Raw genomic sequence first — 21683 nt, forward strand, 5'->3', positions numbered from 1 at the left:
GCGCATTGATTGGCCAATAAATCGATGAATGGGTGAGTGAATAATCGATGAATTGATGAATTAAGGACTGTGAATGAGTCGTGAATTGGTCGTGAATTAATGGTTGGCGGATTGATTTTGGGCCCGCCGAAGGGCCCAGCGGCGCATTGCCCAAATGCCCAGCCCAAACAGTAACCAATAGGGGGTGTAGGCCAACAGCCATAGGGTGATTTGCAAGAGGCCGATCGTGACTTGGCCCACCGATTGCGTCGCCTTACCCCAGGTTTCCGCCAACTGGGCCGTAATGGGGTTGGCATCGGCCAAACCAGCCACGCTCTGTTCGATCGTTAAGTTCACGGTGGAATAGGCCACGCGGGTGCGCAGATTTTTCAGTTGGGCTTCAATTTGCTCAATCTGTTGGCGAGTTTGGCTGACCTGTTGATTCACTGCCAAAATGTCGCGCACGGAGCCAGATTTTTGCAGCAAGGCGAGCAAGCTGTCTTCGGTGCGGCGCAAGTTGCGTAACCGAGCATCGGCATCCACCAGTTGATCGGTCACGTCTTCCGCTTGCATGGCTCGGTTTTGCAGGTAACCCAATTGGGTGACGGCGGCCACGGCGCGATCGAGTTGGTTGGCGGGAACCCGAAACTGTAATTCTGCAATCCGGCTGGTGTCGGTGCGGCGATCGTTGAGACTAATCACATCGCCCTGATTTTCCTTGACGATCGCTTGGGTGGCTTCCAGGGCTTTGGTGACCGAATCTGCCTTCAGGGCCAGGGTGACGGTTTTGATCAGTTGCGGTTGGGCGATCGGGCTAGGGGGCGACTGCGCACTGGTCGCCAAATCGCTATCGTTGGGGGCTAATGCCTGGCGCTCTTGGCCGCCCGCTGCGGGAGCCATGGCCTCGGGCATGGGTGCTGCGGCTTTGTTGGCCATGCTGCCCCCGCCACAGCCGGTTAACGCAACACCCAACAGGAGGGCCCACAGGGGCGATCGACTGTTACGGGTCACTTGGGGAGGATTCACCAGCACCAACGATCGAGCCATGGAAGTTGCCTGCTCTGTGTGTTTCAGACTTGGGAGTTCAAACTTGCTTGTTGTGCTTCCGACGGTTTCAGCGATTAATCAACCAATTAATCAACCAATTACAGATTAACCAGTGACCAATCAACCGGTGACCAATCAACCCATCAATCAACAAATTTGGGAAGTCGATTTTTATCGTCGGCCCATGACCGACACCGCAGGGCAACCCCTTTGGGAATTAGTCCTGTGCGATCGGGCCCAAACGTTTGTGTTTCGAGATGTTTGCCCCCAAAGCTCGATCGACACCAATTGGTTAACGGAGCGGCTGATGGCGGCTATGGGTGACAATGCTACCCCGCCCGATCGGCTCTGTGTGTTTCGGCCCCAATCCCTGAGTTTGGTGGAAGCGGCGGCTTCGCGGTTGGGTTGGCCCGTGACCGCCACACGTCGCACCCAAGCGCTGAAGGATTGGTTGCAAAAACGGGCGATCGAGTCCCCCCTGCTCGACCCGGCCACCGGTCAGCCTTACGATCCCTTGGCGATCGATTCGCCGCCACCTTTGCCCCTGGCGGACTCGCTATGGGGGGATTCTTGGGGGTTTGCCAGTTTGTCGGCGGAGGTGTTGGCTCGGCAGTTAGCCCAGCGGCCAATCCCCTACGGCGATCGCCCTTCGGAATTATTTCCCGATCGCCTGGGGCTGTCTGCCAAGGCTCCTATTCCTGGGGTTGTGGTGAACGGTGGGCGGCGATCGCGTGCGTTGGCCCAATGGCTCAATGGTGTGCAGCCCGTTGCCCTCAGCTTCGTGCCCGGTGAGCCGGATGGGGTAATCTTGGAAGCCGGCCTGTGCGATCGATGGATTTTAGCCACCAGCCAAGATGCGGAATTGCGCCAAGCTGGCCTCGCGTTTGAGTCTCGAAAGTCCACCGTGCGCCACCTGCACTTCTTGCTCATTCAACCGGATAATTCCGGCATGACCTATACGGGGCTTTGGTTTTTGCAACCTGCCTGAGCTGATCACTGCTCGGTGATGGCGATTCACCTGCCGGATCGTTCGGTTTTGTTCAGTTTCAATCTTGTTCAATCGTGTTTGATCAAATGCGCTTACTCAAACACGCTTAATCAAGCAAACTTGTTCAAACGCGCTCGATCGCCTTCGATCATGCTCGGTCGGCTTAGTGTAACTAGCTGTGCCCGATCGGCTCTTTCCGTTGCGCAATATTGTTTTGTAACATTTTCTTCAAAATTCCTTACACTATTTATTATCTGTTTTACGAAACTCAATTTTTGTTTGCTTTGCTTCAAATTTAATTAATCTTTTTCATAAAAATATATTCAACTTTGTGGACGTTACGGAAGGTAAGTCTCTAGGATCTAAAAAGCAATTTGGATTGACATAATTCATCAATTTCCAATTGCCTCATTTCCATTCTTCAACACGGATTCATTTACAAATGACTGCAACGATCACCCGTCAAGGTGGTAGCAGTTGGGATCGCTTCTGCGATTGGATCACCAGCACCAACAACCGGATCTATGTCGGTTGGTTTGGTGTGTTGATGATCCCCAACCTGCTGACCGCAACCATCTGCTACATCATCGCCTTCATCGGCGCTCCCCCGGTTGACATCGACGGCATCCGCGAACCCGTGGCTGGTTCGCTGCTGTACGGGAACAACATCATCTCTGGTGCTGTGATCCCCTCGTCGAACGCCATCGGTTTGCACTTCTACCCCATCTGGGAAGCTGCTTCCTTGGATGAGTGGCTGTACAACGGCGGCCCCTATCAGTTGGTGGTTTTCCACTTCCTGATTGGCATCTTCTGCTACATGGGTCGTCAGTGGGAACTGAGCTACCGCCTCGGTATGCGTCCTTGGATCTGCGTGGCTTACAGCGCTCCTGTGGCTGCTGCAACCTCCGTGTTCCTGATCTACCCGATCGGTCAAGGTTCGTTCTCTGACGGTATGCCTTTGGGCATCTCGGGCACCTTCAACTTCATGTTGGTGTTCCAAGCTGAGCACAACATTCTGATGCACCCCTTCCACATGTTGGGCGTTGCTGGTGTGTTTGGTGGCTCGCTGTTCTCGGCAATGCACGGCTCCTTGGTGACCAGCTCGCTGGTGCGTGAAACCTCGGAAGTGGAAAGCCAAAACTACGGCTACAAGTTCGGTCAAGAGGAAGAAACCTACAACATCGTTGCAGCCCACGGCTACTTCGGTCGTTTGATCTTCCAATACGCTTCGTTCAACAACAGCCGCTCGCTGCACTTCTTCTTGGGTGCTTGGCCGGTTGTGGGTATCTGGTTCACTGCACTGGGTATCTCGACGATGGCGTTCAACCTGAACGGCTTCAACTTCAACCAATCGGTTGTTGACTCGCAAGGTCACGTGATCAACACCTGGGCTGATGTGATCAACCGCGCCAACCTGGGTATGGAAGTGATGCACGAGCGTAATGCTCACAACTTCCCGCTGGATCTGGCTGCTGGCGCTGAAGCTCCGGTTGCCCTGCAAGCTCCGGCAATCAACGGCTAAACCTGCCTTGGCTCGATCGCTCGATCGAGCCAACAACACAACTGAATCTTGCTGGAAAGGGGAGTGGTTTTGCTGCTCCCCTTTTGATTGGTTTGGGGGGTGTTTTGGGAATGTTGGGTTTGGTTGGATGATTGCGGATTGCAGCCCTGAGTCTGTGTGGATGCATCGGCGAATCCGAGCGTCTTAATCGAGGACTGAAAACCGTTGGCAGATGGTTCAACTGGGCGATCGCCCCTTAGAAGCCCCTTGGAAAAAGTTGGGATGGCCCCGACAATTGATCTAAAAAGTGCCTCAAATCGAAGATAGGAGCCTGAATTGCGCACATTAACCGCAAATATGGATCCTGAGTGCGCCAACAGCTTCTGAACCAGTCTGATAAGATCGTGGCAGTTGGAGCCATCGTCATTCAATCTCGCTCCCCGTTCGATCAGATAGCACTAGTGCCTAGTTAGCGAACCGATCGGGTGAATGCTGAAGGGGAAGCAGCATCTCATAAACGCTTGAACGTCTGAACGTCTAAACGTCAAAATTCTAAACGTCGAGATTCAGCCTGCGGCTATCAACACTACCAACGCTATCAATAGTTATCGAAAGCATTAGAGTTTTTAGCCATCAGGAAGAGGGGATATCGATCAACACTGAACTGTTCATCTCCCATGAAACTTTCTGATGTTATTAGACGATGTGTTAGAGACTTCTGGAAAAAGACAGCCGTAGTTGCGGTTGCCTACTGTGGAACCGGCTTATTGTCGGGCTATTTTGCCATTCCACCGGGCTATGCTTCGCCGGTTTGGCCAGCAGCGGGGATCGCCTTGCTGGCTGCCTTATATTGGAAAAAATATTCCTATTTAGGCATTTGGCTAGGGTCTTTTGTCCTGAATGTGTTGATTGGCACAAGGGCGATCGGCACTATTAATCTCAGCATTGTTTTGGTGGGAGCTGGCATTGCTCTGGGCGCAATTTTGCAAGCCTATGTTGGCAATGTTTTATTACAAAAACTGTTTAAGCATCCCATTTGGCGAGAAGAATTTTTAGGAATTCTGGCGCTACTGGTGTTAGCGGGGCCCATCAGTTGCATGGTGGGAGCAACGGTGGGCAATGGTGTGTTGCTCGCCAGCCATTCCATCACTGGGTCTCAGTTTTTGGAGTCTTGGTGGAATTGGTGGATTGGTGATTCGTTGGGAGTTTTGGCGGTTTTGCCCGTTGGCATCGTGTATATGCTCAAGCGCCAACGCATTGTCTTGAAGCTACACCGCGAGTCTAACCGCGATCGACAATTTGCGTCCTATATTCTGCCAGCTTTGTTGGTTTTAAGCTCAACTATTTTGGCTTTTCAAATCACAAAAAATGCGGAACGACAGCGCCTCTATGCTGTGTTTGAAAATGACACGGAAATTATTACTCAACGGCTACACGAGAATTTGGACAAGGCCACGCAGATTCTCTTTAGTTTGCAAGGGCTGTTTGATACGGCTGACCGCGATCGGGGTTTGATTCCGGTGAGTCGGCAACAGTTCAAAATCTTTACGGATCCCTATTTTGAGCGAGTTCGAGGCATCCAAGCCGTTGGTTGGAATCCGGTGGTGAAACGGGGCGATCGGGCGAAATATGAAGCCTACATTCGCGAAGAAGGCTTTGTGAACTTTCAATTTCAACAACGAGATGAAAATAATCGGCTGATTCCCGATCGCGATCGAGAAACCTATTACCCCGTGTTGTATATCGAGCCGCTGAATGGAAATCAGCGTGCTTTTGGGTTCAACTTAGGGTCAGAAAGTCGCCGTCTTCGGACTCTAGAGCTGGCTCGGGACTCTGGCGGCTTAACGGCCACACCGCCAATTAAACTGGCCCAAGAAACGGGTCAGCAGCAGGGCGTAATTCTCTATTTACCGGTTTATGAATTGCCGCTGCCAACCACCACAGCCGATCGGCAAAAATCTCTGTCTGGCTATTTATCTGTTGTTTTCCGAGTGGGGGATTTGCTGGAAACTTCTTTTCGGAATTTAGTTTCCAAGGGAATTGAATTTACCCTGTATGATCAGCCGCTTTCGGAAATGCTTTACCAGTCTAACCTTCAGGAGACTCAACAGAATAAAAATGCCTATATGGCCCGAGAGCAAATGATTCGCTTTGGGGGACGAGCTTGGGAAATTCGGTTTTGGGCGACGGAAGCTTATATTCGCGAATTAAGTACCAATGAACCCATGGTGGTGTTGCTTTCTGGGTTTTTCATTACGGGGTTAACGGGGGCTTTTTCGATCGCCCAAATTCGCAACTCCATTTTGGTGAACCTGTTGGTAGAAAAGCGAACCCGTGAATTAGCAAGAAGCCAAGAAGCGGCTCTGCAAGCGGCCAGCAATGCTGAAAAGGCGAATCGAGCAAAAAGTAATTTTCTGGCGATCATGAGCCATGAATTGCGCACGCCCCTCAACTCTGTTCTGGGTTTTACGGAATGCTTGAAAGAGGATATGTTTGGCCCTGTGACGGAGGAGCAACGCAATGCTCTGGAGACCGTTGAGCGGAATGGTCGCCATTTGCTGGCTCTGATCACAGATATTTTGGATCTATCGAAAATCGAAGAAGGCAAGTTTGAAATTGAGCTGGCTCCAGTGGATATTGAGCTGCTTTGTCGGTTTTGCCTAACGTTAGTCAAACAACAGGCGATCGCGAAAAGCATTACGGTCAATCTTGATCTGCCGTTGGTGATACCAACCCATGGAAATTTGCAATTGATGGCAGATGAACGACGGCTGCAACAATCGATCGTGAACTTGCTGAGTAATGCGGTGAAATTCACCTCTGAAGGTGGCTCAATTACGCTGCAAGTGTTGCTACCAGACCCTGATCATCCATTCATCCGCTTTGCTGTCATTGATACTGGAATTGGAATTGCAGAAGCAGATTTTCACCGGTTGTTTCACCCCTTCACGCAACTGGATGAAGCGCTTAATCGTCAATACGAAGGAACAGGCTTGGGCTTGTCCTTAGTGAAGCGCTTGGTTGAATTGCATGGTGGACGAGTTGGCGTTACAAGTCGGGTGGGCTTCGGCAGTTGTTTCACGATCGACCTTCCCAGCGCATTGTTGATTTCCGTGTCGGATGATGTTGAGAGTCCTGTTGAGTTGGATGATGAAACTGAGCCAAATTCAGGATCAACACCGGAATCAAGATCGGATTGCGATCGAGCAAATCATCTTGATCCACTCAGGGGAGAAGATTTGGTGAATTTGTGGGCCCCAACGCTGAAAATTTCTCCCCACTTGCCAATTGTTCCGCCGCTTATTTTGCTGGCCGATGATAATTTTGAAAATGCCCAGACGATTGCTCGATATTTAACTAATCGAGGTTATCGATTCTTGCGGGCTGGCAATGGCCGGGAAGCCGTTGAAATGGCAATCGACTATCAGCCTGATTTGATTTTGATGGATATCCAAATGCCAGAAATGAATGGGTTGGAGGCTATGGAACTCATTCGCGAAAATCCCAAAACGGCTCATATTCCAATGATTGCTTTGACGGCTTTTGCCATGGCTGGCGATCGGGCCCGTTGTTTGGCTGCTGGGGCTAATGAATATCTTTCCAAACCTGTGGAATTGGCCCATTTAAACAAGGTAATTCGTGGCTTTTTTGAATAGTATTTTTGAATAGTGGTTTTTGAATAGATGAGTGTTTTAAAGTGTTTTGAAATAAATAAGGTGTATGCAAAATACCTACACGAAATGCACGCACGAAATGCGCATACCAAACGCTCAAACCCTAACGCCCCAACTGATTAACAGCAGCCTTAGCTTCTCGGCGTAACCCTTCGGCATTGCGGAAAAACTCCTGGCCGTCGTGGAGCCGGGTTTCGTCATAATTCAGCGGGAAGTAGGCTAACTCTTCCAACCCATCGCCCAGGTGGTTCAAGCTGTAGTACAAATTGGCGGCAATGCCAGCGGTGCTGCGGGGATTGGGCATGGATTGCAAAGTGGCCTTGGCCCGATCGAGCGCCGTGGTCATCCGTTCCAAATAGGCTTCAAAGTTCGCCATCAATTCGTCATCGTAGGGATCGGCGGCGAGGGCGTTCACGGCTCCCTTGAGCGATCGGGCAATTTCGCGAATGGCGCGATCGACCGGTGTATGAACCCGCCGTAACCATTGTTCCAAGTCTTCATCAGCAGCTCGGCCCGTTTGGCGCGATCGCCGCTGTTGACGATGCTGTTCCGTGGCGGTGGTGCTGCGTTGTTCCCGTTGCCGATCGGCCGTATAGGGCTGGTGGTTCCAATTGTCGGGGCGATCGAATTGCCCATAGCGCAATGCCACGTCATAGTCAGCACGCCGTTGGTCATCGCTGAGCACTTCGTAGGCGACGTTAATGGCGGCAATGAGGTCATTGTTGGGCAAATCAGGATTGCAGTCCGGGTGAAATTGCTTCACCAAACGCCGATAGGCCTGCTTAATTTGAGCGGCGGTGGCAGTGCGATCGACCTGAAGGGTTTCGTAGTGGTTGGAAGCGGCCATGGGTGGAAAACAAAAGGCAAGCGGGCAATGATCCACCCATCATCGACATCTGACAAGCATTGGCCGATACGGTTGAAGGGGAATCTGCGTATTAAGATAGTTTGCGAACCACCCTTGTAAGCAAAGTGTAGGCAACGCTTGTGACTGCCCGATCGCATGAAGCGACTCTCTTCGTCGATGGCTACAACGCCATTGGTCAGTGGTCGCAAATGCGAAAATGCTCCATGCACCGACACCTCGAACGGGACGACTTGGAGGCAGCCCGTTGGGAGTTGATTCAGCAACTTTGCAACTATAGTGCCTATCGGGCGTTTGCAACTTATCTGGTCTTTGATGCCCAATACCGAGCAGAACGAGCTTCTGCGGAGACCATCACAGATCACCTAACGGTGCATTACACGGAATTTGGGCAAACGGCTGATACTTACATTGAACGGGCCTGTGCGCTCTACAGCCGCGAAGTGAATCGAGCCAGTCGGCGCGTGATTGTGGCCACGTCCGATCGCGCCCAACAGATGACCACGATCGGCTATGGCGCTGAGTGGATGTCTGTTCAGCAATTGCTCCACGACATTGAATTAGCGGAACAACAGGTGCGTCGTCGGCAGCGATCGACCCAAACCAGCAGCGGCCGCTTCCTGAGCAGTCGCCTGGATGATGCGGTGCGTCAGCAGCTTGAACGATTACGCTATGGCGATTCCGCTTCCTCTTGATTTTTGTTTGATGGCCTTAATTTCTGTTTCACCCTTCAAAAGTCTGCTCATCCCATAACTGTCGCAGCCGATCGAGCAAGCGCAGGGGCAAGGTTTCCCAGTCTGCCGCCGTTTCCGACTCCCCAGTCGTAGGCTGCGATCCATAGGAACTCCGGCGATCGCGCACTTGGGGCGTTAAGGATGATGACTTTTGCCCATAGGTCATTGGGGGGCGCGATGTGCCTCCTGGTAGCTCTCTGGCGGCATCGGCATCGGCTCCCGGCCCCTCCGTGCGATCGGGCTTCAGGTTAGGGGGTAAGTTCGTTGAAAACCATTCAGTTAATCGATCGGGCAGTCGATCGTTGAAATTCCCGGGAATTTGCGACTCTGAAGGTGATGGGTTGCGTGTGGATTGGTAAAGCCGCTCCAGATACATCACAACAGCAGCCCGTTGCTTTGGAGCGATTGCCTGGCGGGTTTGACGGGCGATCGGATCCGTAGCTTCCGCAATCCAAATCAAGCCCGATCGAACCCGCGCCAAATAGGTTTCCAAGGCCTCCCAATCCTGAAGCGATGTCACTGGTAATCGTTCTGGCGCATGGGGTGGCAAGGGCAAATCGCCCACGGCCAACCAGCCCCACAGCCAAGCCTCCGTCAGTTGCGCATTAATTCCCACGGGCACAAAGGCCACCACATGATCGGGCCAATCTAGCGGCATGGCCAACGGCTCAAGGATGCTGGAGTCTTGCACCTTCGGGATTTGTGTCGCCCCTGGCGCTTCGGTTTGGGACTCCATCACAAAGGGCAACAGGGCGATCGACCCCACTTGCGGCACGGCCAAACAAGCCACCTCGCCGGGCAGCCTGGAAACCGGCCGTAACTCACCCGACGGTTCAAGGGCCAACCACTGCCAAAGATGCCCCAACGCATCCATCGCCAAACTTTCCAAAAATACCGCTCGTCCTTGATGGGGGTTGGCCGCCTGACCCGCTTGGGCCAAGGCCCTTTGCCGATCGGCCTGATCCAAAGACAGGATAAGTGGATCCCAGTCCATTACGGCGCTCCTGTTTTGGGGGTGATCAAGCCTAGTAATTCCATAAATTGGGTTGGCTGGGTGCAAATCTCCTGGGCGATCGCCTGCAACATGGGATAGCACCGCCGCTTCCAGTGACTATGAATTGTTTGTTCATTCATTTGCAACTGCTGAGCTAAAGAACGCCAAGTCACCTTTTTCTCGGGCGGTTGTCGCTCCACCCGATCGCCCCGAGTCTGCAACAAAATCGACTGAGCCAAGAACTGACAATTAAGCTGTGGATCCTTCGTGCCACAACAACCACTGAGGCGGCCTTCTGGATCTCGCTCAATATAAAGCTCCACCAGCAACCCTTGGCGCTGCACAGTTTGACGTTGCTGCTGTTCAATCAGGGTTTCAATGCCATCTAAGCGCAACCCGGCTGGCACGCAGTCTCCCAATGTGGAACTAGCGCGATCGCCCCGATCGGTTCCCACCGGAGCATCCAAGCTGAGGGCATTGAGCGGCATTTTGGCGCGGCGATAGAGATCAATAATTCGATACTTCAACTGACCATTCACCCAGGTCACAAATCGTCGGCGCACCAACTCCGGGCTGCTGTGGTCTAAGTCGCACCGAAAGGCAGCGATGTTTTTTTGGACATATTCCAACGCCAGGTTCAGCGCTTCCAAATAGTCCGGGTGTGAATCTTTCCGCAGACCCGGCAGCTTGGGAATTAGGGCCAATAACTGCTCAAGGGCCCGTTTGCGGTTCCGGGACTTGGGGGGCTGAAGTTGGCGCAGCAGCCGGATCAGCGCCAGGTCAGGATCCGCCGGCTCCGCTGGGTCGGGGGAATTTGGGGAGTCTGGGGAATCTATTGAGTTTGAGTTGATCGATCGAGCCACGTTTGCCGCTCCTAGGAACGAGAGGGAATCGGTGGAATAAGAGGGCTAATTAACAATTGACGATGGAATCAAGATTGCAGCCGCTTTGGTAATCCCCCCTAACGGGTCTGCATAAGTTTCTGGGACTTAGCCGATTAATAGAAGCCACAGTTGCATGTTTCCTGGCTGATTACTGCCGGTGAATGACTCCCGGTGAATGACCCTCGGTGAATAACTCCCGGTGCATTCTGCCTGGGCTGATTACTGCCGGTGAGCAACTTCCGGTTCATTTTCTTCAGCTTATTTTTCCTGGCCCATTGGCTCATTATTACGGGAGACTAACCCATGACAATGCAGGGGATTGCTAGTGATTATTCTGTTGCCCAGTCGCAGTTCACCTCAGATCCAGCCACCGCTCCATCTGATCAAACCATGAGCACCCAGCCTCTGGCTAACAATTCCCACGGGGCCAGCTCGATTCACGGACGCTTGCGACAAATTGACTGGCGACCGATTTTGTTCAAACTCACGGATGCAACCCATGGGTTGGGTTGGTCGATGGAGCGTGCAATCCCAGCTTTACAAGGCTATTTGCAATTTTTACGAGCCATCGATCGCTATCCTCACATGGCCCTTGTACCCAGCGAGGACGTGGATGAAGTGTGGCACTGCCATTTGCTGGACACGCAAAAATATGCGGCCGATTGCCAGTGGCTCTTTGGTCGTTTTATTCACCACAATCCCTATTTGGGCACGCCAACCACGGGGGGCAAGGAGGCTTTGGCTCAGGCTTGGCAAGAAACTCGCCGGTTGCTCCAAACCTCAGCGGATGAACTGGCGGGCGGGTCTTGGGGCTGCTTGAGCGATGGCCCTTCCACTTGTGTGTTGTCCTTTCAAGATTTGGGCGATCGCCCTGGTTTGCCTCTCCGAATTCGGGCGGATCTGTCGGTGGAATTGCTGCCCTGTGCTTAGGGGATGTCTGGCAAGGATTGGGGGGTACTGGCCAATTGGGACACTAGCAAAGCACCAATCGTCGTGGGGGCAAGATTGCGAGGGCAAGATTATGGGGGCAAGGGGCTTAAGCCCCTTGTCTTTGGCGGTTGGTGAGACCCGAAAGCTAGCAATTTGGGCTGTTCAGACACCCTCTGAGGAGTTGAATCTAATGCTCTGCTGCCCGGTACGGTGCTACTGGGGAGTACGCTGCAAGTCCGATCGCTCTTCGGGGACGATCGCCCCTTCCACCGGACAAACTTGGAGGCAAATGCCGCAATCAATACAGGTGGCAAAATCAATCCAGAACCAATCGGTTCCCTTGTTGTTTTTGCCGGGGCCGGGGTGAATGCAAGCAACGGGACAAGCTTCCACGCAGTCGCCCACGCCTTCACAGGTGTGGGTCACAATTGAATGAGCCATAGGACAATTAGGGGCGGTTCTTCAGGTGTGTTCTTCTCAGGCCATGAGGCGCTCTTCAGTGTATCGCGACGTTAAGTAATGTAACGCGCGGCAGAATCGTGCAAAAGCATGGCGAGAACTCTCGGGAATCTGCTGACTGGTGGGCCGGGAGGGGATGTCCATGAAACAATGTCCAGAAAGCAACTGTTGTGGAAGGATGATTGGCGTTGGTTTCTGAGAACCTACAACTCGTAAAGCGCGATCGGGAGCCTGTCAGTAGTTGGGCGCTTTACCATCTCCTGAAGTGGTCGGTGATTAGCCCGGTGTTGCATTCCTATTTTCGGGTGCGCATCTACGGAGCCGAGCGGGTGCCGAAGACTGGGCCGCTGATTGTGGCCAGCAACCACGCAAGCGATTTTGACCCCCCGATCGTGGCTAATTGCACGGGCCGGCCGGTGGCTTTTATGGCCAAGGAAGAGCTGTTTAATGTGCCGCTGTTGGCTCCTGCGATTCGGCTCTATGGGGCTTATCCGGTCAAGCGTGGTACGGGCGATCGGGGAGCCATCCGAGCCGCCATGGATTATTTAGATGCGGGCTGGGCTGCGGGTGTATTCATTGACGGCACGCGCCGGCCCGATGGCCGCATTCACAACCCCAAGCTGGGGGCAGCGCTGATTGCGGCTAAAACTCAAACGCCTTTGTTACCCATGAGCTTGTGGGGGACGGAGCAGATTTTTGCGAAGGGGAACGTTCCCTGCCCGGTGTCGGTGACGGTGCGCATTGGTGAGCTGATTGATCCACCCCGATCGAGCAATCGTGCTGAACTGGAAGCCGTCACCCAGCGCTGTACGGATGCGATCCATGCTCTCCATGCTCTGGGTCGTTAGGGGCCAAACGGTTATGCCGTAGGAAGCATAAAGGGATAGGGGCATACAACCGTATGCCCCTACTGGAAACTGTGTTGGGGGGTGAAGCCGCAAGGGCACCCCCCATTTGTTGTCAAAAATCGTTGCCAAGCAACGATCGCCTAGTGCGGGTCTAGGACACGCTCGACAACTGCGCCAAGTTGGCTTTGAGGGCCTCCACCTTGTCCAGGGCTTCCCAGGGCAAATCCAAGTCTGAGCGGCCCAAGTGCCCGTAGGCCGCCACCTCTTGATAGAACCGGCCACCCCGATCGCCCGGTAACCGTTGCAGATCGTAGGTTTGGATGATGCCAGCGGGCCGCAGCTCAAAGCAATTGCGAATGGCTGTGAGCAGTTGGTCTTCGTCTACCTTGGCAGTGCCAAAGGTTTCGATCGAGATACTGACCGGGCGGGCCACCCCGATCGCGTAGCTGACCTGCACTTCGCACTTGTCTGCCAAGCCAGCGGCCACCACGTTTTTGGCCACATGGCGACAGGCATAGGCCGCGCTGCGATCGACCTTGGTGGGATCCTTACCCGAGAAAGCGCCGCCCCCGTGGCGAGCATAGCCACCGTAAGTGTCCACAATGATCTTGCGGCCCGTTAAGCCCGAGTCTCCTTGGGGCCCACCGATCACAAACTTACCCGTTGGGTTCACCAGAAAACGGGTTTCGCTTGAAGGCTTCACGCTCAAGTCCGTGAACACCGGCTCCACCACCGCCGACCAAAGATCCTCCCGGATCTTGGCTTGCACGGCCGCTTCTTCGGAAATATCCCCGATCGAAGCGGTGTGTTGCGTCGAAATCAGAATCGTATCGATCGCCACCGGCCGGCCGTCTTCATAGACCACCGATACTTGAGTTTTGCCATCGGGCCGCAGGTAAGCCAATTGACCCGTTTTGCGAACCGCCGCCAACCGTCGCGCCAACCGGTGAGCAATGCTAATCGGCAGGGGCATCAATTCCGGCGTTTCGTTACAGGCATAGCCAAACATCAAGCCCTGGTCGCCTGCCCCGATCGCATCCAGGGCCTCATCGCTCATCGCCTCCCGAGTTTCCTGGGCCGCATTCACCCCTTGGGCAATGTCCGGCGATTGTTCATCCAACGCCACAATCACAGAGCAGCTCTCGGCCGCGAACCCATTGCTGGAATCGGTGTAGCCAATTTCGGCAATTTTGCGCCGAGCAATCTCAACAAAGTTCACATGGGCCTTGGAGGAAATTTCCCCTGTAATCAACACTAAGCCCGTGTTAACCACCACTTCAGCCGCCACCCGCGCCTTCGGGTCAACGGTGAGCAGCGCATCCAAAATGGCATCGGAAATTTGGTCACAAATTTTGTCGGGGTGACCTTCCGTGACCGACTCAGACGTAAATAGGGAGCGACGAGACAAGGACACTGGCCCTCCAACAGCGAGACAGACTGATTGCTGATAAGCGAAGCGATTATATCACTGGTCTCTATTTGCCTTAGGTGACCATTCGTACTTGCGCTTTTCCATGAAAACTCTGAGAGCTATGATTCACGAATGAGTTCAATCAATTGTTTGGGTTAATTCATGGAACTCATGTGGGCTTAATTGATGAAACCTATTCTTGAACGGGTTAATTAACGGTTGAATCAATGGGGCGATGTATTGCTTGGCTTGGCAGTTAATTGAGAAATGAATCTGAAAAATTAGTTTATTAATAAATTTGAAATCGGTTTGAGAACTGATTTGTTAATTTATGCGATCGAAACCTAGGCGATCGAAACCTGAAGTGCATCCAAACTCTGAATCAGAAAATCAGCCTGTAGTTCCGATCGAGCCTGGTTGCGCATCTCTTGAACATCAATCGCCTTGGGGGGAATGGTGCGCGAAACGATCGTGTTGGGGATTGCGTAGGTGCGGTCGATCCCGATCGCGGCGGCCAGCCCCGCAGCCCTCGCTGCCTGCATGTCAATTGCAGAGTCACCCACGAGCAAGACCCGATCGGGTGCAACTCCCAATTGCTCACACAAGCGCCAAACACTAGCTGGGTCTGGCTTGGCGGGCCCCGTGTTCGCCGCGCCAATCACCTGAATCCATTGGGCCAGGTCATACCGCACCAGAAACGCTTGGGTATGTTCCAGCGTATCCCCCGTCAAAATCCCTAATTCCAAGCCCGATCGCGCCAAGCGCTCCAGGCAAAATTCCGTATCCTCGTAGGGCCAAGTTTGCAACGCCTTGTCCCCACAGATTCGATCGGCTTCGGCAAAGGCCTGTTGCACCAGGGCGATCGCCGTGGACCAGCTACAGCCGGTTTCCGCCACGTAGGCCGCTGCCGCCACACAGTTTTGCTCACGAGTTCCCACCGCCATCAGCCCGGCCGGATTCCAGCGATCGGCACCGGCCCCCATGGCCAACAGCAGGCGATCGTCCACCTCAGGAATGCGGGACTGAATAGCCTTGACCCTCGCTTGGGCCAACAGCCGCAAAAAACTGCTTGTGTCGGCCAGCGTTCCGTCCTTGTCGAACAGAACTGCCTCAATTCCCTCTAGGGGGTGACCATCTACCCAAACTGTTAACACGAGTGGTTTTCCCAAGGGCGATCGCCCATAAAGACTACCCCCCCAAATGTTGATCTGGCCTGAATTTTGGATTCAGGCACCCAATTCCCACACCAAGGGCAAGCAAGATTTCAAACAGACTTCAAAAACCAGAACTCGAAAATGCAGCGAAAATGCAACCCAAAGACGCGATCGAAAAACGCCGTTTAAGTCCCTGATCTCTAATCCAGAAACCCTAATCCAGAAACCCTAATCCAAAAAAACTAACCCAAAAACACAACAGGCAAGGGTTTTTCGCTCCTTGCCTGTCGGGTCTCATCAATCTTACTCGTCTGCTGCGGTGGCGTAAGCGGCTTCGTCTGCGCTTTCTTCCACCTCTTCCGGCGCTGCTTCTGCAACCGGCTCAGCGGCAGCATTAGCACTGCCCCCTTGCTGTTGCAGTTTCATTTGCTCGCGGTACTTCGCTGCCATTTCTTCCGCCTTGTCATAGACCAATTGGCGGTTCTTGAGCATGTCACCGGGTTCCGGCTCAAGCTGCTTGGTCGAAAGCGAGATCCGGCCGCGCTCGGCATCCAAATCGATAATCATCACCTTCACTTCGTCGTTGACGTTGAAGATGCTGTGGGGCGTATCGATGTGCTCGTGCGAAATTTCGGAAATGTGCAGCAGACCGCTCACGCCGCCGATGTCGATGAACGCACCGTAGGGCTTGATGCCACGGACGGTACCGATCACCACTTCGCCCACTTCCAGGCGGTTCATCTTGCGCTCCACCAATGCACGGCGGTGGCTCAAGACCAGGCGGTTGCGATCTTCGTCCACTTCCAAGAACTTGAGGGGCAGCTCTTCGCCCACCAGTTCTTCCTTGGGCTTGCGGGTGCTGATGTGGGAACCGGGGATGAAGCCGCGCAGGCCTTCGATCCGTACCAGCGCACCACCCCGGTTGGTGGCAAACACGGCCGATCGCACGGTGGCATCTTCCGCTTGCAGTTGGCGCACCCGTTCCCAGGCCCGCATGTACTCAATGCGGCGGATTGAAAGGGTTAATTGCCCATCCTCATTCTCATCAGCCAAGATGAAGAATTCGCGCGTTTCGTTGGGCTGCAATACCTCATCCGGATTTTCGATCCGGTTGATGGACATCTCCTGGATGGGGATATAAGCAGAGGTCTTGGCACCGATGTCAATCAATGCGCCGCGCGGTTCGATGCTGAACACCGTCCCTGCCACGATGTCACCAGGGCTAAAGTGATAGTCGTACTTATCAAGCAGGGCGGCAAAATCGTCGTGGCCGAAGCCAACGTCAATGCTGTTGATGGCTGAGATTTCTTGGGTGGGCATGCTAACGTGATGGTTTGAGTGCAGTCCGCTCACAGGTTCGCCGGTTACTCGAATGCTAGGCCGTCTACTAGCGAACACGACGATGGGCTATGGCAAGCTGCGAATGCTAGTCACTGGTCTAGATTCGCCTACAGAGACGGCGTGGGGCGAACTCCAGCAACCAGGGTTGACCGACTTAATATACTAGCACGATGGGTTGGTTCCGGTGGCTTGGTTGCGCGGATTGGCCGGACAAGCTTCCCCGGCGCTGTTGGCCATGGCCGAAATGCCGTTGAATGGGGTTCCCAAAAGACGGCCTCAGCCCCCATAGAGCATGACCCATAGAGCATTCTCGATCGCCTAGCTAAAATCGGGGGCATCAGGTGGCCCCGCGTGGGCCCAGGAGGGGGGAAATCTTGAGTACGAATCTTCCAATCAGCAACTATCGGCAAGCGATCAGCAGCATGACCCAACAGGTACAAACCCTGGAGGCCAAGCTACCCCTGAAGCATCCGGACTGTCGATCGCGCTTTTGGTTACACGATCGCCCAGTGCAGCGCGTCTGTCTGCTATTTCACGGGTTTACCGCTGCGCCCTATCAATTTGTCCCGATCGGGGAAGCGCTCTATCGGGCCGGCTACAACGTGTTGGCTCCCCTGATGCCAGGCCATGGGCAAGCGGGCAAATGGAACAGCCAAACCCCGCCTCCCCTCCCGATCGACCCCAAGGTTTATCAGGACTTTGGGTTGGAGTGGGTAGCCAAAGCACGCACCTTTGGCCAACAGGTGTCGATCGGGGGGCTGTCCGGCGGCGGCACATTGGCTGCTTGGTTAGCGCAAGAACGCCCCCAGGATATCTACCGCGCCCTTCTGTTTGCGCCCTACCTCAGCAGCAGCAGCAAAGTGGTTGACTTGTTCGTTTCCAAAACCCAAGGCTACTTTTCTTGGGGCAAAGGGGCCGAAAGCAGCAGCTTCGATCGCCCCGGCTATCCGGGTTTTGCCGTGCCTGCCCTGGCCACCATGCTGAAAATGGGGCAACAGGTGCTCGATCGGGCCCGTCGTCAGCCCAGCGCCCCCCTATTTGTGATCTCCAGCCAAAGCGACCAAGCCGTCGGCATTTGGGATCACCGTGCCCTTTGGGAAGACACCCGCAAACGCCAACCCATTACCTGGCAACTGGTGTTTAACCGTGTGCTCGATATTCCACACACGATGATGACCCAAGAGGAAGGCAACCGCTACGCCTCCCTGTTGATTACCCTCACCCAGGCCTTCATTGAAAGCAGTCTCACCTGGTCAGATGTGGAGGCGATCGCCCGGCGGATGATGAACAGCGAAACCTTCATGGATGCCGCCACCAAACTGCGACTCACCGATCGCGTTTCCGTTCACATGCCTGCTGCCATGACCTTGTTCGACAAGCGGGCCTTTGCGATGGATGACTTACTCGGAGAAAATCGCGACTGATTGTGGCGTGACTGACTTGGCGTGACTGACTTGGAAAAATCGCGATCAATCCTGAGCACTGCGGATTTTTTGCGGTGAACACTTGGATTAACACCTGAATTGACCCCTGAATTGGCCCTTGGATTCCTGATCCTTGCGGGGCTGGGTTTTGATGCGATCGCATTCAGACTCGGCCGGTTCTTTCGCAACTGATTTTTTCGCAACTGATCCAACAATCCCAAACCTCAGGTATTCTGCAAAAACTAAAAACTCGCTGATGGCAATGCCCAATTTATGACCCCAGCCAGAACCATTTGCCTGGGCTTTTTAATGGTGATTACGGTAGGCGCAATTCTCCTCATGCTGCCTATTTCTCTGACTAATCATCAGTGGAGCGATCCGATTACCGCGCTTTTCATCTCCACTTCGGCTGTTTGTGTGACCGGACTTTCAGTGGTTGATGTGGGGAAATATTACTCATTCTTTGGTGAGTTTGTGGTTGCTCTCCTAGCCCAAATTGGTGGATTGGGCTATATGACCGCCACGACTTTCCTGTTGCTGATTTTGGGTCGTCGTTTTGGCTTAAAGGATAAACTCGCCCTGCAACAATCGCTAGATATGCCCGGCATTTCAGGCGTTTTGCAACTGGTGAAATCCATCATTGGCGCAACCCTCCTGTTTGAGCTAACCGGTGCATTTTTATTGCTGGGGGCTTTTGTTCCTCAATTAGGTTGGAATTTGCAGGCAATTTGGTTCTCGGTATTCCACAGCGTCAGCGCCTTTAATAATGCTGGCTTTGGGTTATATACCGATAACTTCATGCAGTTTGTGGAATCGCCTGTGCTGAATTTCACCATCACAGGTTTGATCATCTTTGGAGGAATTGGCTACCAAGCCATTATGGAGGTATTTTTTTGGGGGCGATCGCGCTTAGGTCGTAATCATGCCGCTAGCCTGCGTCCCGATCGCTTCATGTTTTCGCTTAACTTCAAAATTGTCACCACCACAACCCTGGCCCTCCTGCTAATTGGAACGGTTGCCATTTTGGTGACCGAATTTAACAACCCAGCCACACTCGGCAACCTCAGTTGGAATGGCAAACTCTTAGCCGCTTGGTTCCAATCGGTAACCACCCGCACGGCTGGTTTCAACACAATTGATAATGGAAAATTAGGATCGGCTGCGCTGTTTGTGACCATCGCCCTGATGTTTGTGGGGGCCAGCCCTGGCAGTACCGGCGGCGGCATCAAAACCACCACGATTCGGATTTTAACCGGCGTGACCCGAGCGGTTTTGCAAGGTCAAAGCTCCGTCATTTTGTTTAATCGCCAAATTCCCATGGCGTTAATTATGAAGGCGATCGCGGTTTTCTTGGGTTCCCTCAGTGTGGTTGTGGTGTCCACCATTTTGTTAACGCTATTTGACCCGGCGATTCCGTTTGTTCAGTTGTTTTTTGAAGTGGTTTCTGCCTTTGCAACCGTTGGTCTATCCACAGGAATTACAGCGCAGCTCTCCGTTGGCGGCAAATTAGTTCTCATTGGCACAATGTACATTGGCCGGGTGGGCATTCTGTTGCTCATGAGCACTTTAATTAGTGAAAATGCTCGCAGTGTAATTCGCTATCCCGAAGAGGAATTGCTAGTGGGATAATTTGGCTCTGGTGCAATTCTTTTTCTCGATTAGTCTATTTTTTCGATCAACTGGCTTGACGTGATCGCCCTGACTAACTCACCGAATGGATGAAATTGATCGGTCAGCTCGATCGACTGGATCAAATCAGTTTGCTTAATTCGCCTCATAGGTTTGCTTTAAATCATCTTGACCCTGTGATTGATGGAGATTTCAAATGCAGTTTGGTTCCCTTAGTTTTTGGCGCAATTTTCGCAGCACCAACAAACAATACGTGGTGCTGGGCTTGGGTCGTTTTGGCCGTGCTGTTTGCTCAACGCTGCACCAAATGGGCTATGAAGTGATGGGAATTGACTCGGGTGAGAAACAGGTAACTCAGGCGCTGAATGATAATATTGTGTCCCACGCATTGCAATTAGATACAACCGATCGCCAGGCCCTTGCAGAAGCTGGAGTCTTTGAATTTGAAACAGCAATTGTGGCGATCGGGAATTACATTGAAGCCAGCACCATCACCACCCTAAACCTCAAAGATGGCGGCGTGAATTACGTGGTCGCCAAGGCATCCACCGAAATTCATGGGCAATTGCTGGATAAGGTGGGAGCAAATTTAGTCATTTTTCCTGAGCGCGAGATGGGCTGCCAAGTGGCACGAATGCTCACCCGGCCCAACGTGCTGGAACGACTAGATTTGGATGCCAACAATAGCGTGGTTGAGCTGGTGATTCCTGAGGAATTTGAAGGGAAAACACTGCAAGAACTGCAACTGCGATCGCGCTATGGTGTGAATGTTTTGGCTGTGGCTCAACAATGCACAAGGGGCGGTGTGGAAAATATCCAAGTCAACCCCAATCCCTACGATCGATTGCATAAGGGAATGGTGCTCATTGTGATTGGTTCCAACGAAGGAATTGAGCGGTTGCCGATGTAGATGATCTAGCTCAATTGCTGATTCAACTTGGCAATTCAATTTGGCGATTCAACTGGATGACCTAGATGAGCGATTGAGATGGGTGATCTAAACCGCTAAGGCAGTTGCTCCTGAATTTTGTGCCCGCCTAAATGGCTTCTTGCCAGGGAAAACCGCTACCGTTGCCATCACCCAAAGGCAACGTCATGAAGGGAATACCATTGGCAAAAACTGAAAGATGGCGGGCCACATTCAAGGCTGTGATTGGCTCTACCAAAGCCCCATAAAGACCCAACAATTTTTCAGCAACCGATCGATTGGGACAGTGAATTTCCAAGGTTCGCCACCGCCGCCGAATTCGACATTGGCGCAAAATTTGTAAGCGGCGGTTCAGGTCAGGATCTTCGCGGTAAAAATCCAAAATGACGCGCCCAAAGTCGAGGTTGAAATTCATAGTCTATCCTCCCGCGATCGAAACGGGCGATCGCCCTCATCACACTAATGATGGTCGGTGGCGATTCCCATAGGCATCACCTTTGGTGGCTGGGGATTAGGAGCCAATAACCGTATTTCGATTGAAACGCGCTTTCGCAAAGGCGGCCAGGAACTGACAAAAGAGTTCACGACCGGTTGCACCTCGTTACGAAAATCGTTAAAGTCCGCAATTTTCCGTTTCAATTGACATGGATGAACCCAAATTGACGGGATCCACTGATCAGCGGCCGATTCAAAGCTGATCAGAATCTGATCAAGGCGATCAAGCTGATCAATCTGATTAATTTGCTCAATCTGATCAAAACTTGAGCGATTGGTGGTCAAATGCCGGTTGATCGCTGGTTAAAATTTGGGCCGCTTGCGGTCTAGATGGTGGCCGATTCAAAGGTGCACAAAACTGCATCGAATCGCACAAATTAACGAAAAATTATAGTCGA

Annotated in this window: 19 protein-coding genes; 9 read left to right on the top strand and 10 right to left on the bottom strand. The window is 52.9% G+C overall.

Annotated features, from left to right (window positions below):
* Positions 1 to 96 precede the first annotated feature (96 nt).
* Positions 97 to 1026, bottom strand: coding sequence for a DUF4349 domain-containing protein (locus H6G52_RS00425; protein ID WP_190525749.1), 930 nt, complete (start codon positions 1024 to 1026; stop codon positions 97 to 99).
* A 112-nt stretch (positions 1027 to 1138) separates the two neighbouring features.
* On the opposite strand from H6G52_RS00425, the gene H6G52_RS00430 reads away from it, so the two are divergent.
* The 3 genes from H6G52_RS00430 (at position 1139) to H6G52_RS00440 (ending at position 7171) form a co-directional block, all read left to right on the top strand.
* Positions 1139 to 2014 carry a Tab2/Atab2 family RNA-binding protein gene (locus H6G52_RS00430; RefSeq protein WP_206753599.1) on the top strand — a complete coding sequence of 292 codons (876 nt, stop codon included), beginning with the start codon at positions 1139 to 1141 and terminating at the stop codon, positions 2012 to 2014.
* Positions 2015 to 2456: 442 nt separating this feature from the next.
* Entirely contained in the window at positions 2457 to 3536 is a 1080-nt protein-coding gene (psbA, locus tag H6G52_RS00435; protein WP_099531814.1) for a photosystem II q(b) protein, read from the top strand.
* A gap of 656 nt (positions 3537 to 4192) precedes the next feature.
* A complete protein-coding gene (locus tag H6G52_RS00440; protein ID WP_255508463.1) occupies positions 4193 to 7171 on the top strand; it encodes a CHASE domain-containing protein in 2979 nt (992 codons plus the stop codon).
* A 121-nt stretch (positions 7172 to 7292) separates the two neighbouring features.
* On the opposite strand, the gene H6G52_RS00445 is transcribed toward H6G52_RS00440, so the two are convergent.
* Positions 7293 to 8036: a J domain-containing protein gene (locus H6G52_RS00445; protein ID WP_190525752.1), complete on the bottom strand. Its 744-nt coding sequence runs from the start codon at positions 8034 to 8036 to the stop codon at positions 7293 to 7295.
* A 140-nt stretch (positions 8037 to 8176) separates the two neighbouring features.
* Between H6G52_RS00445 and H6G52_RS00450 the strand changes: the two genes are divergently transcribed.
* Entirely contained in the window at positions 8177 to 8749 is a 573-nt protein-coding gene (locus tag H6G52_RS00450; protein ID WP_347278291.1) for an NYN domain-containing protein, read from the top strand.
* A gap of 28 nt (positions 8750 to 8777) precedes the next feature.
* On the opposite strand, the gene H6G52_RS00455 is transcribed toward H6G52_RS00450, so the two are convergent.
* Both H6G52_RS00455 and H6G52_RS00460 read right to left on the bottom strand, forming a co-directional pair.
* Complete coding sequence (locus tag H6G52_RS00455; RefSeq protein WP_190525754.1) at positions 8778 to 9782, bottom strand: DUF1822 family protein; 1005 nt, start codon at positions 9780 to 9782, stop codon at positions 8778 to 8780.
* On the bottom strand, positions 9782 to 10645 hold the full coding sequence (locus H6G52_RS00460) for a hypothetical protein (protein WP_190525757.1): 864 nt from the start codon (positions 10643 to 10645) through the stop codon (positions 9782 to 9784). Before H6G52_RS00460 ends, H6G52_RS00455 begins: the two co-directional genes overlap by 1 nt.
* A gap of 411 nt (positions 10646 to 11056) precedes the next feature.
* Here H6G52_RS00460 and H6G52_RS00465 point away from each other — a divergent pair, with 411 nt between their 5' ends.
* Entirely contained in the window at positions 11057 to 11596 is a 540-nt protein-coding gene (locus H6G52_RS00465) for a glycine-rich domain-containing protein-like (protein WP_190525758.1), read from the top strand.
* 213 nt (positions 11597 to 11809) lie between these two features.
* Here H6G52_RS00465 and H6G52_RS00470 read toward each other — a convergent pair whose 3' ends face one another.
* Positions 11810 to 12037: a ferredoxin family protein gene (locus H6G52_RS00470; RefSeq protein ID WP_099531821.1), complete on the bottom strand. Its 228-nt coding sequence runs from the start codon at positions 12035 to 12037 to the stop codon at positions 11810 to 11812.
* Between the two features lie 200 nt (positions 12038 to 12237).
* Between H6G52_RS00470 and H6G52_RS00475 the strand changes: the two genes are divergently transcribed.
* A complete protein-coding gene (locus tag H6G52_RS00475) occupies positions 12238 to 12903 on the top strand; it encodes a lysophospholipid acyltransferase family protein (RefSeq protein WP_370567647.1) in 666 nt (221 codons plus the stop codon).
* 151 nt (positions 12904 to 13054) lie between these two features.
* On the opposite strand, the gene metK is transcribed toward H6G52_RS00475, so the two are convergent.
* From metK to H6G52_RS00490, 3 genes are all read right to left on the bottom strand, one after another.
* Positions 13055 to 14311, bottom strand: coding sequence for a methionine adenosyltransferase (gene metK / locus H6G52_RS00480; RefSeq protein WP_199309282.1), 1257 nt, complete (start codon positions 14309 to 14311; stop codon positions 13055 to 13057).
* 347 nt (positions 14312 to 14658) lie between these two features.
* Positions 14659 to 15468, bottom strand: a complete 810-nt coding sequence (locus tag H6G52_RS00485) for an HAD family hydrolase (RefSeq protein WP_190354135.1) — start codon at positions 15466 to 15468, stop codon at positions 14659 to 14661.
* A gap of 303 nt (positions 15469 to 15771) precedes the next feature.
* On the bottom strand, positions 15772 to 16788 hold the full coding sequence (locus tag H6G52_RS00490) for a 30S ribosomal protein S1 (protein ID WP_190525762.1): 1017 nt from the start codon (positions 16786 to 16788) through the stop codon (positions 15772 to 15774).
* 395 nt (positions 16789 to 17183) lie between these two features.
* Here H6G52_RS00490 and H6G52_RS00495 point away from each other — a divergent pair, with 395 nt between their 5' ends.
* The 3 genes from H6G52_RS00495 to H6G52_RS00505 all read left to right on the top strand — a co-directional run bounded on the left by H6G52_RS00495 (position 17184) and on the right by H6G52_RS00505 (position 20772).
* On the top strand, positions 17184 to 18233 hold the full coding sequence (locus tag H6G52_RS00495; RefSeq protein WP_242026102.1) for a carboxylesterase: 1050 nt from the start codon (positions 17184 to 17186) through the stop codon (positions 18231 to 18233).
* 273 nt (positions 18234 to 18506) lie between these two features.
* Entirely contained in the window at positions 18507 to 19862 is a 1356-nt protein-coding gene (locus H6G52_RS00500) for a TrkH family potassium uptake protein (RefSeq protein WP_099531825.1), read from the top strand.
* Positions 19863 to 20058: 196 nt separating this feature from the next.
* A complete protein-coding gene (locus H6G52_RS00505; RefSeq protein WP_190525764.1) occupies positions 20059 to 20772 on the top strand; it encodes a TrkA family potassium uptake protein in 714 nt (237 codons plus the stop codon).
* Positions 20773 to 20899: 127 nt separating this feature from the next.
* Here the strand turns inward: H6G52_RS00505 and H6G52_RS00510 are convergent, their stop codons facing one another.
* Together H6G52_RS00510 and H6G52_RS00515 are read right to left on the bottom strand one after the other, a co-directional pair.
* Positions 20900 to 21205 carry a hypothetical protein gene (locus H6G52_RS00510; RefSeq protein ID WP_099531827.1) on the bottom strand — a complete coding sequence of 102 codons (306 nt, stop codon included), beginning with the start codon at positions 21203 to 21205 and terminating at the stop codon, positions 20900 to 20902.
* Between the two features lie 44 nt (positions 21206 to 21249).
* Complete coding sequence (locus H6G52_RS00515) at positions 21250 to 21570, bottom strand: hypothetical protein (protein ID WP_190525765.1); 321 nt, start codon at positions 21568 to 21570, stop codon at positions 21250 to 21252.
* Positions 21571 to 21683: the final 113 nt, after the last annotated feature.

The sequence above is a fragment of the Limnothrix sp. FACHB-881 genome (assembly GCF_014698135.1).
In the GTDB taxonomy this organism is placed as follows: domain Bacteria; phylum Cyanobacteriota; class Cyanobacteriia; order CACIAM-69d; family CACIAM-69d; genus CACIAM-69d.